The following is a 13971-nucleotide window of genomic DNA, read 5'->3' as shown; positions in this document are numbered from 1 at the left end:
GCGCCGCGAAGCAGAATCACGGCTCGCCGAACAGCGCCTCGCACAACTCGCGCCCTTCGTCCGTCAGCGCGGCCGTGCCACGCCCTTCCTCGTCCATCTGCACGGCAATCACGCCCGCCGACTGCAACTGCGTGAAGTAGCGGCGCAGCGTGCTCATGGGGAGATCGCAGCGCTTGCTGATCTTTGCGAGCGACCACGGCTTGCCAGGCGATTCGCTTTCCGCCTCCCACAGCAGCATCAATAGTTGCTCGACGGTGGGATCGAGTTCGTTGTCGTCGTCATCGTCGTCGCAATGCTTGTCGTGCGCGGAATCGTTCGGGTTCATGGGGAGTCTCCTCTGCTCATTGACGCGCGCTCGCGGCCGCCAGCTTGCCGACCGTCATCAGCGCATTTTCGATTTCCGGCGACCACGCGTAGCTGTAGTTCAAGCGGATGCAATGGCTGTACCCGTTGGTCGTCGAGAACATATAGCCGGGCCCGACCGTGATGCCGTGCTCCAGCGCGAGCTTGTATAGCTGCATCGAATCGACACTGGGCGGCAGTTCGATCCACAGCACGTAACCGCCCATCGGATGCGACACGCGCGTGCCTTCGGGAAAGAAGCGCGTGACCATCGTCGTCATCAGTTTCGCGCGCTGCGCGAGCCCTTTGCGCAGCTTGCGCAGATGATGTTCGTAGCCGTCCTGCTTCAGATATTCGGCGATGGCGAGTTGTGGAATCGACGGCGTGGTCAGCGTGTTGAGAAACTTGAGCTTCTCGACCTGCTCGCGGTAACGCCCCGGCATCGCCCAGCCGATCCGGTACGCGGACGTCAGCGTCTTCGAGAACGACGCGCAATGCAGCACGAGCCCTTTTTTATCGTAGTTTTTCAGCGCGCCGGGGTGTACGTCGCCGAAGTACAGTTCGTGATACACGTCGTTTTCGATCACGGGCACGTCGTGTTTCGCGAGCAGCTTCACGAGTTCGCGCTTCTTGTCGTCGGGCATCTGGAAGCCGAGTGGATTCTGGAAGTTCGGCATCACCATGCACGCGGCGATCTTGCGTTTGTCCAGTATCTGCGCGAGCGCGCCGAGATCGATGCCTTCGCGCGGATGCGTCGCCACTTCGATCGCGCGCATGCCCATACGCTCGATAGCGTGCAGCATCGCGTAGAACGTGGGCGATTCGACGGCCACCGTGTCGCCCGGTTTCGCGACGGCCTGCAAGCACAGATTGATTGCTTCCGTCGCGCCAACCGTCACGACGATTTCGTTCGGATCGACGGCAATGCCGTTCTCCAGATAGCGCCGCGCGATCTGCCGGATCAGGTCGGGATTGCCGGGCGGCAATTCGTCGGTGACGCCCCATTGCGTCTTGCGCCGCCCGATCGCGTGCGCGTAGCGGTTGATCTTCTGGAACGGATACAGACTGGGATCGGGATACGGCGAGCCGAGTGGCACCGCTTCATCGCTGCCGATGGAGCGCAGCGTGGACAACACCAGCCGGCTCACGTCGACCTGCGCCGACACGGCGATCGGCTTCGACACGTCCAGCTCCTGCACAGGCGGCGCCGTGTCGTTCGCGCCGAGCCGCACGAAGTAGCCCGACTGCGGGCGGCTCTGGATCACACCCTTGCTCTCCAGCATCAGATACGCGCGCAGCACCGTCGTGATCGAGATCTGCCGATGCTGGCTGGTCTGCCGCACGGACGGCACGCGCTCGCCGGCACGGAACACGCCGCGCCGGATCTGCCCTTCGATTTCCTTCGCCAGTTCTTCGTAGAGCTTCAATCGATGCCTCTGTTTCGAGCACAGCGGACGGGCACGGCGCCCAATTTTTGAGCACAGTTCACCGCGAAGGAGCATTTGAGGGGATAACAGTCGAAACTGTACTCTTTTTCTTTCGTGCGTTGTGTACACACCGACTACGCGTATTCCCCACTACCCTGTCGTCAACGTAACGTCACACCGCACGCAAAACATGGACAAGACCACCAAGCCGGGCCGCATCGAACCGTACACCGGGCCTGCCGCCGGATGGGGCGCATTGAAGTACGTCGCGATCAACCTGATGAAGGAGAAGGTCGCCGGCGGCAAGTACAAGACGCTGTTCAAGCAGAACCAGCCGGACGGCTTCGACTGCCCGGGTTGCGCATGGCCTGATCGCCAGCATGCGTCGACGTTCGAGTTCTGCGAAAACGGCGTGAAGGCCGTTGCGGCGGAAGCGACGAGCAAGCGCGTGACGCCCGCGTTCTTCGCGGAGCACACCATCGACGAGCTGATGAAGCAGGACGACTACACGCTCGAACAGCACGGCCGCCTGACCGATCCGATGGTGTTCGATCCCCTCACGGACAAGTACAAGTCCATTTCGTGGGACGCCGCGTATCAGCTGATCGCGAAGCATCTGAAGGGACTCGACAGCCCGCACCGCGCCGCGTTCTACACGTCGGGCCGCGCGAGCAACGAAGCCGCGTTCCTGTATCAGCTGTTCGTGCGCATGTACGGCACGAACAACTTCCCCGACTGCTCGAACATGTGTCACGAGGCGACGAGCCGCGGCCTGCCGACGACGGTCGGCATCGGCAAGGGCACGGTGACGCTCGAAGACTTCGAACACGCCGACACGCTGCTGATCTTCGGTCAGAATCCGGCGACGAACCATCCGCGCATGCTCGGCGAACTGCGTGAATGCGCGAAGCGCGGTGCGACGATCGTGTCGATCAATCCGCTGCGCGAGCGCGGACTGGAGCGTTTCGCGAGCCCGCAGCACGTGACGGACATGATGACGATGTCGGGCGTGAAGATCGCGTCGACGTTCATCCAGCCGAAGATCGGCGGCGATTTCGCGCTGATCAAGGGCGTGGCGAAGCGCGTGCTGGAACTCGACGATCTCGCCGTCGAACAGAACACGGAACGCGTGCTCGACGTCGAGTTTCTCGAAGAGCACACGGCGAACTTCGAAGCATTCGCCGCTGATCTGCGCGCCGAAAGCTGGAGCGCGCTCGTCGAGGAAGCGGGCGTGTTGCGCGAAGACATCGAGAACCTCGCGCGCATCTACGTGAACGGCAAGCGTGTGATTTCGACGTGGGGCATGGGCATCACGCAGCACAAGAATTCGGTGGCGACGGTGCACATGCTGTCGAACCTGATGATGATGCGCGGCAATATCGGCCGTCTCGGCGCGGGATTGTGCCCGGTGCGCGGCCATTCGAACGTGCAGGGCAACCGTACGATCGGCATCGAAGAAAAGCCGACTGACGCGTTTCTCGATCGCCTTGGCAAGGTGTTCGATTTCGAGCCGCCGCGCGGCCACGGCTACGACGTGGTCGAAACGATCGAGGCGATGCTCGAAGGTCACGTGAAGGTGTTCATCGGACTCGGCGGCAACTTTTCTATCGCGACGCCCGACACGCCGCGCACGTGGGACGCGCTGCGTGCGTGCGACCTGACCGTGCACATCACGACCAAGCTGAACCGCAGCCATCTCGTGCATGGACGTGAAGCGCTGATTCTGCCGACGCTCGGCCGCACGGAAATCGATTTGCAGAATGGCGTGGCGCAGGGCGTGACCGTCGAGGATTCGATGAGCATGGTGCACGTGTCGTATGGCATGAACCAGCCGGCCTCGGAGAATCTCGTGTCGGAGACGCGCATCGTCGCGCAGATCGCGCATGCGACGCTCGGCAGCGCGAAGGTGGACTGGCTCGGTTATGCGAACGACTACGCGAAGATCCGCGATGCGATCGAATGGTCGATCGACGGCTTCTACGATTACAACGAGCGTATTGCGCAGCCGGGCGGATTTCATCTGCGGGTTGCATCGCGCGAACGCGACTGGAAGACGGGCACGGGCAAGGCGAACTTCGTCGTGCATCAGATTCAGCGTGACACGCCGATCCAGCGTGCGAAGAAGTTGCACGGCGAGCGTGCGATGACGTTGATGACGACGCGGTCGCATGACCAGTACAACACGACTATTTACGCTCTCGATGATCGCTATCGGGGGGTTTATAACCAGCGGCGTGTTGTGTTTGCTAATGCTGCCGATATGGCGATGCTCGGGTTCAAGGCTGGGGATTGGGTTGATATGGAAACCATCTGGGATGATGGGATCGAGCGGCGTGCTGAGCGATTTTTGCTTGTCGAGTATGACATTCCGCGTGGATGTCTTGGGGCTTATTATCCTGAGACCAATCCGCTTGTGCCGTTGAATAGCACCGCTGATGTTTGTAATACGCCTACTTCGAAGTCGATTCCGGTTTTGTTGTGGCCTTCTGCGGCTGATGCTGTTGCCGCTTGAGGTTTGGGTTTTTTGTTGTCTGCGACGCTAGTCGCCATTTTTTGGTTTTTTGGTTTTTTTGCTTTTTGCTTTTTGCTGCGCTGGCATCCGCGAATTCGTATCGGTCTTTTAGCGTTGCCCCTGTGCGGGGCGGCAGTTACTTTCTTTGCCGCGGCAAAGAAAGTAACCAAAGAAAGCCGCTTTTGAACCTCCGGTGCCGGCCAGGTTCGCGCTGCGGCATGCCGCAGTTGAGCTGTCGCGCAGTGACGCAAACACTCCGTAGAAAGCCCGCAGTCAGGCGCGCGCGGCGCGAAAGATGACATCCACCTGGGGCACGTTCGGTCGGCTTGTTTTTGTGTGTTTGCCATCGGTCTGATTGCGGCGGTATGTGCTCCAGACTGTTTGTGGGGTTTTCGCGCCGTGCGCGGTTGACTGCGGGCTTTCTACAGCGTGCGGACGTCGCTGCGCGACGGCTCAACTGCGGCATGGCGCGGCGCGAACCTGGCCGGCACCGGAGGTTCAAAAGCGGCTTTCTTTTGCCTACTTTTCTTTGCCGCTGCAAAGAAAAGTAGGTGCCGCCCCGCACAGGGGCAACGCCTGAAGCACGGATACGAATTCGCGGATGCCAGCGCAAAACCTTCAGCGAACACCTTCGACAATCCGACGAATCGCCACATCAACCGTGACACGGCCTTTCAGCGTCGCAGAAGGCGCTTCAAACTCGATCCACCCTTCATTGAACCCGTCGATCATCTGCATACGAGGCAACGGATTGCTCATGCCTTGAGCGCGGAACAGCGCCTCCCACTCGCCACGCGGCACAACCTGCATACACACATCACGCCCGAGCGCATCGGCAAACGCAGCAGCGATCTCATTCGGCGTCACGCGGCGCGGCCCTTCAAGCTCGACGACACGCGCACCCCTCCAGGAATCCTGAAGCAACCCAGCAGCAACGCGCCCAATATCCTCAGTGCCGACCATAGGCACAGCCTTATCGAGTGGCTGCAAAAAACTCGGAATCACACCGCTCGAACGAGCAGGCTCAACATCCCACACACTGTTTTCGAAAAACCACGCAGCACGAAGAAACGCGACAGGCACCGGCAACGTCCGTAATTCCTTCTCCATGATCCCCAACTGATTCAGCAAATTCGGCTGCGTAGCCTGCGCACCCACAGTCGACAACACAACCACACGCGACGGCTTCGCCGAATCCAATGCAGCACGCAACGCCGCAATATTGCGCCGCGACTCCGCAAAATCCGGCGACGGATCGAACACAGGCGGCAACAACACGAACACGCCTTCAGCCCCTTCGAATGCATGGCGCAGCGCATCCACGTCGTCCATCGAAGCAAGCGCCACTTCGCAACCACGCGCGACCCACGGCGCGCCCTTCTCCGCGCTGCGCACCACCGCGCGAACCGCCTTGCCCTGCGCCAGCAACGTATTGGCGACCACGCCACCGACCTGACCTGTGATACCCGTAACTGCGTACATGCTGAAACTCCCGTTCAATTGAAGAATGCTTGCGACGGGGTTCATTCTCGTCTTCGCGGACGCTTGATACCATGACATGAGTGTCATTTGATTCATGACACAATGGCATCCAGATCAACGCGGGAGCGCACGATGTCCTTCGACGAAAGAATACTCAACGGTATGGGCGTGCTGACGGCGATCGTCGAAAGCGGCAGCTTCGCGAGCGCAGGCGAACGGCTCGACATGTCTCAGTCGGGCGTCAGCCGCTCGGTTGCGCGGCTCGAGGCGCGGCTCGGCATCCGCCTGTTCGATCGCACGACGCGCATCGTCAAACTCACCGACGAAGGACGACGCCTCTACGAACAGATCGTCCCGCTGATGGACGGCCTCGAAGAAGCAGCGGCATCGGCGGCGGGTGGTGCGACCGCAGTGCGCGGGCGGCTGCGCGTCAACGTCGATCCGTTCTTCTCGAAGATCGTGCTGAGTCCGCGCATCGGCGAGTTCGTCGGGCGCTATCCGGAACTGAATCTCGACCTCATCACGCGCGATCAACTTCGTGACATGGTCGCCGACGGCTTCGATCTCGCCGTGCGTTTCGGCGAGCCGCGTCCGTCGACGCTCGTCGCACGCAAGCTGCTCGACACGCGCATCATGACGGCCGCATCGCCCGGCTATCTGAAGAAATATGGCCGCCCGCTGAAGCCAACCGATCTCGAACGCGAGCCGCACAGCTGCATCCAGTATCGCGATCCCGAAACGGGACGGCCATTCGTGTGGGAATTTCACCGGCCGCGCAAAAAAGTCATCATCGATGCACGCGGCCGTCTGATGGTCAACGACGTCTCCACGATGCACGGCGCATGCCTCGCCGGTCACGGCATCGCGCAGATCATGGCGCTCGGCACGCAGCCGTTATTCGACAGCGGCCGCCTCGTCGATCTCTTTCCCGACTGGCCCGACGAGCGCTTTCCGCTCTACGCGCTCTACCCTTCGCGGCGTCATCCGTCCGCGAAGGTGCGCGCGTTTCTCGATTTCATCGTGAAGATCACAGGCTCGCCGCTCAATGACAAACCATGGTACTGATGCGGCGACTGCACGGCATCACTTGCCGTTTTTCGCCCGCGCCTGCTCGGCGATCGCCTTGTAATCGTAGGTCGGATAGAACTCGGTCCGGTAGCCGCCCCACGCGGTCTCTTCGATCGCGCGATTCACTTCGCGCAGCCTGTCCGCCGGCACGCGCAACGTCACGACCTGGCCGACGCCCATCATCACGTACCACGACACCACTTCGATACCGGGCGGCGGAAACGCCTTGTAGAAGCCCTGATCGGCCAGCTGCTGGTTGATCTTCGGCAACGGCTTCGACTGGTCGTGCTTCAGGAAGATCGTCAGCAAAAACGTGCCGTCGCCGGCGGGCGTCGGCGGCGGCATCGCGCCGGGATTGGTCTGCGCGGCGGCAGGAATCGGGACCAGCGCGGCAAGCGCCGCGATCAGGGCGGCTCCCGCTATCCATGTGCGAACGGCGTGCATCGGCTTTCTCCTTGGTTCTGTGGACGGACGAAACGGCGGATACAGAGGACGGCACTGCAAGGAAGGCATTGACGCATGCATCATGCCATCGCCGGATGCCACGCTCGTGACGCGCTTCGCCGAAGAAGCGAACAGACAGGAAAGACTTTAGGGTTAAACATATGTTGCAATTATTTTTTTCATGGCAACATTCGTACACACGCCAGGGACCCGGCGCGGGTGGCCGGTTCCGACGACTCAACGGATTCAACCAGGGGATTTGCAATGAACCGACTGACTTCGCTCGCGCTTGCCTTGTGCGTCGCAGCGCCGTGCCTCATGACGACGACGGGCGCTGCCGCGCAGGAATCGCAGCCGACGCTCGCCAAGATCGAGGCGGCCAATCTGATCGCGATCGGACATCGCGAGACCTCGGTGCCGTTCTCGTATGTCGATTCGAGCAATCAGGTGATCGGCTTTTCGCAGGATCTGTGCAACCGCATCATCGACGCGGTGAAGGTCAAGACGCACAAGCCGAACTTGCAGGTCCGCTTCATTCCCGTGACGTCGCAGAACCGCATTTCGCTGGTGCAGAACGGCACGGTCGATCTCGAATGCGGCGTGACGACGAACCTCACGTCGCGCCAGAATCAGGTGGCATTCGGCGACACGTTCTTCGTTGCGACGACGCGCCTGCTGACGCGCAAGGACTCGGGCATCAAGGACTTCCCCGATCTCGCAGGCAAGACGGTCGTGACGAATCAGGGCACGACGTCCGAGCGCATTCTGCGCAAGATGAACGAAGAAAAGAAGATGAACATGCAGATCATCAGCGCAAAGGACTATGGCGAAGGACGCATGACGCTGGAGACGGGACGCGCGGTCGCCTACATGATGGACGATGTGCTGCTGGCCGGCACGCGCACGTTGACGGCGAAGCCTGCGGACTGGGTGATCACGGGCACGCCGCAGTCGTCGGAGGCGTATGGCTTCATGCTGCGCAAGGGCGACCCGGCGTTCCTGAAGATCGTCGACGATACGCTCGCGCAGGTGATGAAAAGCGGCGAGATCGACGCGATGTATGACCGGTGGTTCATGAAGCCGGTGCCGCCGAAGAACATGAATTTCGACTTCCCGATGAGTGACAACCTGCGGACGCTGTACAAGAACCCCAACGATAAGGCGTTCGAATAAGGTTGCCCGCGTTGCCCTTGCTGCGTGCTTTCATTCGCGGTGCGGGCAGGCGGGCTATGCCGTGTCATGTGCAGACTGCCGGAGTAGAATCGGACGAATCGAAACTCGTGACGATCCGCTCCGGAGCTGCAATGAACCCGCCTTCACCAAAAGAAGAAAAGACGCGCTGGAAACCGTCTCCCACGTTGTTGAACGTGCTGACCGCACTGATCGGGATCGGCACGTTGTGTGCCGGGATCGGCTGGCTTGTTTATAGCTGGTATGTCGATCTTGAGGTGCCTTACTTCGCTATTCCTCTTGTTATGTGTGTGCCGGTTATTGTTGCTGTTGCGTTTCGGAATATGTTTGATTAGTGGTTTGGTTTTGGTTTGGTTTTGGTTTAGTTTTGGTTTTGCCTGCGGCGCCTTTTTTTCGCTGGCATCCGCGGTTTCGTAGCGGTGCTTCATGCGTCGCCCCTGTGCGGGGCGGCACCTACTTTTCTTTGCAGCGGCAAAGAAAAGTAGGCAAAAGAAAGCCGCTTCAAACCTCCGGTGCCCGCCAGAATGACAGCACGGCACACGTTCTTTGAGCTGTCGCGCAGCGACGTAACACTCCGTAGAACGCCCGCAGTCAACCGCGCGCAGCGCGAAAGATGACATCCACCTGGGGCACATTCGGTCGGGTTGTGCGTGGGGTTTTCGCCCCGCGCGCGGTTAACTGCGGGCTTTCTACAGAGTGCGGAGGTCGCTGCGCGACAGCTCGACTGCGGCATGCCGAAGCGCTATCCTGGCGGGCACCGGAGGTTCAAAAGCGGCTTTCTTTGGTTACTTTCTTTGCCGCGGCAAAGAAAGTAACTGCCGCCCCGCACAGGGGCAACGCTAGCAAACCGATACGTCAACGCGGATGCCAGCGCAGCAAAAAAACCAAAATGGCGACTAGCGTCGCAGACAAAAAACCCTACGCAGCCTTGACCCCATCCTCCACCTCACCCCCAAGCGCCCCAACAATCCCCTCAAGCAACTTCGCAAGTTCGCCGGTCATCAAAGTGAAATCAGAATCAAACTGCTCATCATCATTCTGCGCAGTGGGATCACCAGCCTCTTTGATCACATCAAGCGCAGTGACGCGCTTAACGACCAACGAAGGCGTCAGCACAAACGAAACCCGATCATTCCACGTCATGGCAAGCCGCATACACTGCTTACCCGCTTCGATATGCCGACGCATATCATCAGCCTCGAGCGCATGACCAACGTACCGCACCGTCGCATTCCCCTCAGCAGGCGAGCGCAGCTCAGTATCCTGATCCAGCGTGAAATTGACAGGACCTTCGCCAGCAAGCAGCCAGTTCGTCATGGCTGACACAGGCGCCTGCGCAACGCGCACAGAAAAAATCGGCAGACGGTCAACAGATTTAACCAGCAGCCCGAGCACATCGTCACCCAGCGCCTGTGACGCCGCATCGATCACGAGCCAGCCATTCACTGTGTCAATCCACACGCGCGTGTCGCGCTGAATGCTGAACGCGCGCGGCAGCAGTTCGTCGGTGACCTGCTCTTTCAGATCGCGCATCTGCTTGCGGCCTGGCTTGAAGCCCTGCTGCTCTTCGAGTTCCTGCGCACGCGCCTTCGTCACCTGCGTCACCACGGACGCGGGCAGCAGCTTCTTTTCCGCGCGGAACGTCAGCAGCATCTGCTTGTTGATCGAGTAGACGAGCGAGCCGTCGTTACGCGGCGACGTCCAGCCCTGACGCTGCGTCTCGACGCTGTTGGCAGGCTGGAACGCGTGCGGCGCGAGCCACTTTTCCATTTGCTCGGCGCTCACTTTCCACGGAGCGGGAAGGCGGTGAAGCTGTAGATTCTTGAACCACATGGCGGGAACGGGCAAAGCGCGTCATTCTATATGACGACGGCGGCGCAGCGGATTTTCGTTGCCGCTGCGCCGCCGTCATCACGCGCTCAAACAAACCAAACTCAGCTCGCGATCCCCGCCTGAACCTTCGCAGCGACATCGGCGGGCACCCACGTCTTCCACATCTCAGGATGCGTACGCAGGAACTGCGCGGCCATCGTCGGCGCATCGAGTTTCTTGACGCTCATGTCGAGAATCGTCGCGTTCAGGAAGTCCATCGGAAACTTGACCTTCGAGAACATCGTCATCAGTTGCGGCTCGGCGTTGTAGAACGGCGTCGACGTGCCGACCGTCACGTGCGACACCATATACGACGACGCGCACTGCTGCGTGCTGCTCTCGTTGCGCAGTGTCTGCCAGCAGGCATCGTTGTAGGCGGGCATCTTCAACTCAGTCAGCTTGTACTTCGCCATCAGCGCAGCCGGTCCCCAGTAGTAGAACAGGATCGGCGCGCCGCGCGTGTACGCCGACGCAATCGCGGCATCGAGCGCCGCGCCCGTGCCGGGACGGAAGTTCGTGTACGAGTCGTCGAGCTTGAGCACCTTCAGCAGCCGCGTATTCACGCGCTCGCAATCCCAGCCGCTCGGGCAATTCAGAAAGCGGCCCTTGTTCGGCTCTTCGTCGTCGCTGAAGACGTTCTTGTACTTCGGCAGATCCGCCACCGATGCCAGCCCCGGCGCCGATGCCTTGATGCCGCGCGCAGGATCGCCCTTCACCACATAGTCCGGCACGAACCAGCCTTCTTTCGTGCCGCCCGGCAGCGTGTCGCCGACAAGCTTCACGCTGCCCGATTCGACTGCTTTCGCGGTGATCTCGCTGCGGCCCGTCCATTGCTCGGCCCAGATCTGCACGTCGTTATGCGCGAGCGCGGTTTCCGTCGCGGCCGTGCTGCCCGGCACGACGTCCGTCTTGCAGCCGTAGCCTTTCTCCAGAATCTGCCGCAACACTTCCGTCGCGAACGCGCCGCTCTCCCACGTGATGCCCGCGAAGTGCACGGTCTTGCCCGCGCTGCACCAGTTTCCGGGTTTAGCGGCGTTGCTGTCGGCGGCGTGCGCAGTACCCGCCGCGAGAAGGGTTGCAGCAGTCGTCACGGCGGCCAGCACGGCCGCGCGCTTGATGGATCGCATCATCGAATGTCTCCTGTGCGAAGGTCTCGAATCTTGTTGTGATCGGCCGCACGGCTCGCGCGACCCGCCGCGTCATCGCAAGGGGTGACATGGCATCGCGATTGTGCGGTCCGTTTTTTTCGTCGATGAAGCGATGTTTTTTGATGCCGGGTATGAGTCCCGCTCAACTTCGGGTTTCTACGTTGGGGTTTGTGCGAAGGCGCGTCGCCGGCTTCCGTAGAAGCCTTAGCGCGAGGGATAACAGAAGCCGTAGTCTTCGCAACCGGGACAGCCCGGCGCGGGCGCAGGCGCGCGGCCTTCGGCGAGCGCCAGTTCGCGCGCGAGGAATTTCTTCCAGCGCATGCCGTCGGTATTGCGCTCGATAAGCTGCGGATAGTGGCGTGTGAGGATCGCCGTCACGTCGTCGCGTCCATCGAGGCCGAGATCGCGCCACAAATGATCGGGACGCAGGCAAGCCGTCGCGATGATCGTCGCGAGACATTGCGCGTCGGGGTCGGTCGATGTCAGCGACGACTCGTGTTGCAGCAGCATCGCGCGCATCGCATCGACGAAAGCCTGATGCTCGCTCGCGGCGATCCGTTCGGGCGCGGCATGCGGCAACGCGTAGCGCGAGAAATGACGCGCAAGCAACGCGTCGAGCGCATCGCGCGTCAAGCCGAGATGCAGCAGTTCATCGCTCGCGAGCTTCGCGCCGATCAAACGCGCGAACATCACGGTATCGGCGGCATCGCGATGCTGCGCTTGATCGAGCAGGCGCGCGACGCTTGCATCACGTGTGTCGTTCGAAGGGGCAGTCATCACAAAGCCTCCATATGCAATCCTAAGCCGCGCCAAACTTCTTCCGATACGCGCCCGGACTCGTCAGCGCAATGCGCCTGAAGTGCCGTCGCAGCGACTCTTCGGACCCGAAGCCCGCCATTTCCGCGACGCGCGACATCGGCAGATCGGCGGGCGATTCGAGCAGATCGCGCGCAATCGCCACGCGCTCGCGAATCAGCCATTCATAAGGCGCCATGCCCGTCGCGTCGCGGAACTGCCGCTGCAGCGTACGCGGACTCATCGCGGCGTGGCCAGCCAGCGACGCCAGCGTGTGCTCGCGCGCGGGATTGGCGCGCACGTAATCCATCAGACGCGCGAGCCGGCCACTGTCGTCCTGTGGCATCGGACGCGGGACGAACTGCGCCTGGCCGCCCTCGCGATGCGGCGGCACGACGAGCCGCTGCGCCACGCGATTCGCAATCGCGCTGCCGTAATCGCGCCGCACGAGATGCAGCAGCATGTCGAGCCCCGCCCCCGATCCCGCCGACGTAATCACCTGCCCTTCATCGACATACAGCGCATCGGGCTTCACACGCAGTTGCGGATAGCGCTGCTGCAACTTGTCGGCATAACGCCAGTGTGTCGTGACCGTCTTGCCGTCGAGCACGCCTGCCGCCGCGAGCACGAACACGCCGGAACAGATCGAGCAGACGCGCGCGCCGCGCTCGACGGCCGCGCGGATCTTCTTCAGCAGCGGCTCGGGCGGAAGCTCATCGGGATCGCGCCAGCCGGGCACAACGATCGTCGTCGCGCGATCGAGCATTTTGAGCGTGTACGGCGCCGCGACGCTAATGCCGCCCGCCGCGCGAATCGGACCGGGTTCGACGGCGCACACGGCAAAGCGATACCACTCGACGCCCAGTTCCGGACGATCGAGCGCGAACAGTTCGGTCACGCAGCCGAATTCGAAGGTGCACAGGCGGTCGTAGACGAGCGCCGCGACGAGATGATCTTGCATGTCGCGATATTACCGGAGATTGACGATTGCGCCACTTACGGCCAGGCGGGCCCCTGTCGATAATCGGAACACCTTCAACGCCAACAGGAGAACCCTAATGCCCGCTTCCAACGTCAGCGCCGTCCCCGCCGCCGACAGCGCCACGGCGCTCGCACACTTCGAGTCTTCGTTGCGCTTCGAAACCGACTGCTGGGACGTGTCGGACAGTCTCGCGTCGGGCCACGCCGACTTCGTGCTGCTCGACGTGCGCAGTCCCGAGCATTTCGCGCGCGGCCATATTCCTGGCGCGATCAATTTTCCGCATAGGAAGATTACCGAATCTAAATTGCGCGAATATTCGGCCGATACACTATTCGTCACCTATTGCGCCGGTCCGCATTGCAATGGCGCGACGCGCGGCGCAATCCGGCTCGCGCAACTCGGGCGGCCTGTGAAAATCATGATCGGCGGCGTGACGGGCTGGCTCGACGAAGGCTTCGTGCTGGAAACGCAGGCAGCAAGCGCCTGTACAGAAATGCGACAACAACCCTGAGCGGGATTCGCGGACGGCGTGTAATCGTCTATGGAATGCCTTTCGGGCGATTACGCGCTGTTAAAAGTCGCGAAAAAAGCCAAAAGCGGCTTCAAAGATACTTCAATAAATATTTGAGCGAACCCTTTAAAAAATCGCTCAATATTTTAATAATGCTGCCGATAACCAGTCGAGGGACTTTCCTTTCGCGACGGAAC

At 61.1% G+C, this 13971-nt stretch carries 13 protein-coding genes; 5 read left to right on the top strand and 8 right to left on the bottom strand.

Annotation, left to right across the window (positions count from 1 at the left end):
• Positions 1–16: 16 nt before the first annotated feature.
• A complete protein-coding gene (locus QEN71_RS20725; protein WP_201656917.1) occupies positions 17–325 on the bottom strand; it encodes a helix-turn-helix domain-containing protein in 309 nt (102 codons plus the stop codon).
• Between the two features lie 16 nt (positions 326–341).
• Positions 342–1769 (bottom strand): aminotransferase-like domain-containing protein, encoded by a 1428-nt coding sequence (locus QEN71_RS20720; protein WP_201656914.1) that lies wholly within the window; start codon positions 1767–1769, stop codon positions 342–344.
• A gap of 190 nt (positions 1770–1959) precedes the next feature.
• Between QEN71_RS20720 and QEN71_RS20715 the strand changes: the two genes are divergently transcribed.
• Positions 1960–4281: an FdhF/YdeP family oxidoreductase gene (locus tag QEN71_RS20715; RefSeq protein ID WP_201656911.1), complete on the top strand. Its 2322-nt coding sequence runs from the start codon at positions 1960–1962 to the stop codon at positions 4279–4281.
• Between the two features lie 618 nt (positions 4282–4899).
• Here QEN71_RS20715 and QEN71_RS20710 read toward each other — a convergent pair.
• Complete coding sequence (locus tag QEN71_RS20710) at positions 4900–5763, bottom strand: NmrA family NAD(P)-binding protein (RefSeq protein WP_201656908.1); 864 nt, start codon at positions 5761–5763, stop codon at positions 4900–4902.
• Between the two features lie 132 nt (positions 5764–5895).
• Here QEN71_RS20710 and QEN71_RS20705 point away from each other — a divergent pair, with 132 nt between their 5' ends.
• Positions 5896–6828 carry a LysR family transcriptional regulator gene (locus QEN71_RS20705; protein WP_201656905.1) on the top strand — a complete coding sequence of 311 codons (933 nt, stop codon included), beginning with the start codon at positions 5896–5898 and terminating at the stop codon, positions 6826–6828.
• 18 nt (positions 6829–6846) lie between these two features.
• Here the strand turns inward: QEN71_RS20705 and QEN71_RS20700 are convergent, their stop codons facing one another.
• Positions 6847–7275 carry a hypothetical protein gene (locus QEN71_RS20700; RefSeq protein ID WP_201656902.1) on the bottom strand — a complete coding sequence of 143 codons (429 nt, stop codon included), beginning with the start codon at positions 7273–7275 and terminating at the stop codon, positions 6847–6849.
• Between the two features lie 264 nt (positions 7276–7539).
• On the opposite strand from QEN71_RS20700, the gene QEN71_RS20695 reads away from it, so the two are divergent.
• Positions 7540–8448 carry a glutamate/aspartate ABC transporter substrate-binding protein gene (locus QEN71_RS20695; RefSeq protein WP_201656900.1) on the top strand — a complete coding sequence of 303 codons (909 nt, stop codon included), beginning with the start codon at positions 7540–7542 and terminating at the stop codon, positions 8446–8448.
• 131 nt (positions 8449–8579) lie between these two features.
• The gene (locus QEN71_RS20690) at positions 8580–8801 is read left to right on the top strand and encodes a hypothetical protein (protein WP_201656897.1); all 222 of its coding nucleotides are present in this window, start codon (positions 8580–8582) and stop codon (positions 8799–8801) included.
• Between the two features lie 583 nt (positions 8802–9384).
• Here QEN71_RS20690 and QEN71_RS20685 read toward each other — a convergent pair.
• The 4 genes from QEN71_RS20685 to ftrA all read right to left on the bottom strand — a co-directional run bounded on the left by QEN71_RS20685 (position 9385) and on the right by ftrA (position 13242).
• Positions 9385–10299 (bottom strand): recombination-associated protein RdgC, encoded by a 915-nt coding sequence (locus tag QEN71_RS20685; RefSeq protein WP_201656894.1) that lies wholly within the window; start codon positions 10297–10299, stop codon positions 9385–9387.
• 101 nt (positions 10300–10400) lie between these two features.
• On the bottom strand, positions 10401–11468 hold the full coding sequence (locus QEN71_RS20680) for an ABC transporter substrate-binding protein (RefSeq protein ID WP_201656891.1): 1068 nt from the start codon (positions 11466–11468) through the stop codon (positions 10401–10403).
• A 222-nt stretch (positions 11469–11690) separates the two neighbouring features.
• Positions 11691–12263 carry a nitrogen fixation protein NifQ gene (locus QEN71_RS20675; RefSeq protein WP_201656888.1) on the bottom strand — a complete coding sequence of 191 codons (573 nt, stop codon included), beginning with the start codon at positions 12261–12263 and terminating at the stop codon, positions 11691–11693.
• A 22-nt stretch (positions 12264–12285) separates the two neighbouring features.
• Complete coding sequence (ftrA, locus tag QEN71_RS20670) at positions 12286–13242, bottom strand: transcriptional regulator FtrA (RefSeq protein ID WP_201656885.1); 957 nt, start codon at positions 13240–13242, stop codon at positions 12286–12288.
• A 97-nt stretch (positions 13243–13339) separates the two neighbouring features.
• On the opposite strand from ftrA, the gene QEN71_RS20665 reads away from it, so the two are divergent.
• Positions 13340–13774: a rhodanese-like domain-containing protein gene (locus QEN71_RS20665; RefSeq protein WP_201656882.1), complete on the top strand. Its 435-nt coding sequence runs from the start codon at positions 13340–13342 to the stop codon at positions 13772–13774.
• Positions 13775–13971: the final 197 nt, after the last annotated feature.

It is taken from the genome of Paraburkholderia sabiae, assembly GCF_030412785.1.
Classification (GTDB): domain Bacteria; phylum Pseudomonadota; class Gammaproteobacteria; order Burkholderiales; family Burkholderiaceae; genus Paraburkholderia; species Paraburkholderia sabiae.
This window is presented reverse-complemented; position numbering and strand designations above follow the sequence as displayed.

Coding starts and splice junctions, on each gene's coding strand:
- QEN71_RS20715 (WP_201656911.1), top strand. CDS start 1,960: ATGGACAAGACCACCAAGCCGGGCCGCATCGAACCGTACACCGGGCCT.
- ftrA (WP_201656885.1), bottom strand. CDS start 13,242: ATGCAAGATCATCTCGTCGCGGCGCTCGTCTACGACCGCCTGTGCACC.
- QEN71_RS20710 (WP_201656908.1), bottom strand. CDS start 5,763: ATGTACGCAGTTACGGGTATCACAGGTCAGGTCGGTGGCGTGGTCGCC.
- QEN71_RS20700 (WP_201656902.1), bottom strand. CDS start 7,275: ATGCACGCCGTTCGCACATGGATAGCGGGAGCCGCCCTGATCGCGGCG.
- QEN71_RS20705 (WP_201656905.1), top strand. CDS start 5,896: ATGTCCTTCGACGAAAGAATACTCAACGGTATGGGCGTGCTGACGGCG.
- QEN71_RS20690 (WP_201656897.1), top strand. CDS start 8,580: ATGAACCCGCCTTCACCAAAAGAAGAAAAGACGCGCTGGAAACCGTCT.
- QEN71_RS20680 (WP_201656891.1), bottom strand. CDS start 11,468: ATGATGCGATCCATCAAGCGCGCGGCCGTGCTGGCCGCCGTGACGACT.
- QEN71_RS20665 (WP_201656882.1), top strand. CDS start 13,340: ATGCCCGCTTCCAACGTCAGCGCCGTCCCCGCCGCCGACAGCGCCACG.
- QEN71_RS20725 (WP_201656917.1), bottom strand. CDS start 325: ATGAACCCGAACGATTCCGCGCACGACAAGCATTGCGACGACGATGAC.
- QEN71_RS20675 (WP_201656888.1), bottom strand. CDS start 12,263: ATGACTGCCCCTTCGAACGACACACGTGATGCAAGCGTCGCGCGCCTG.
- QEN71_RS20695 (WP_201656900.1), top strand. CDS start 7,540: ATGAACCGACTGACTTCGCTCGCGCTTGCCTTGTGCGTCGCAGCGCCG.
- QEN71_RS20685 (WP_201656894.1), bottom strand. CDS start 10,299: ATGTGGTTCAAGAATCTACAGCTTCACCGCCTTCCCGCTCCGTGGAAA.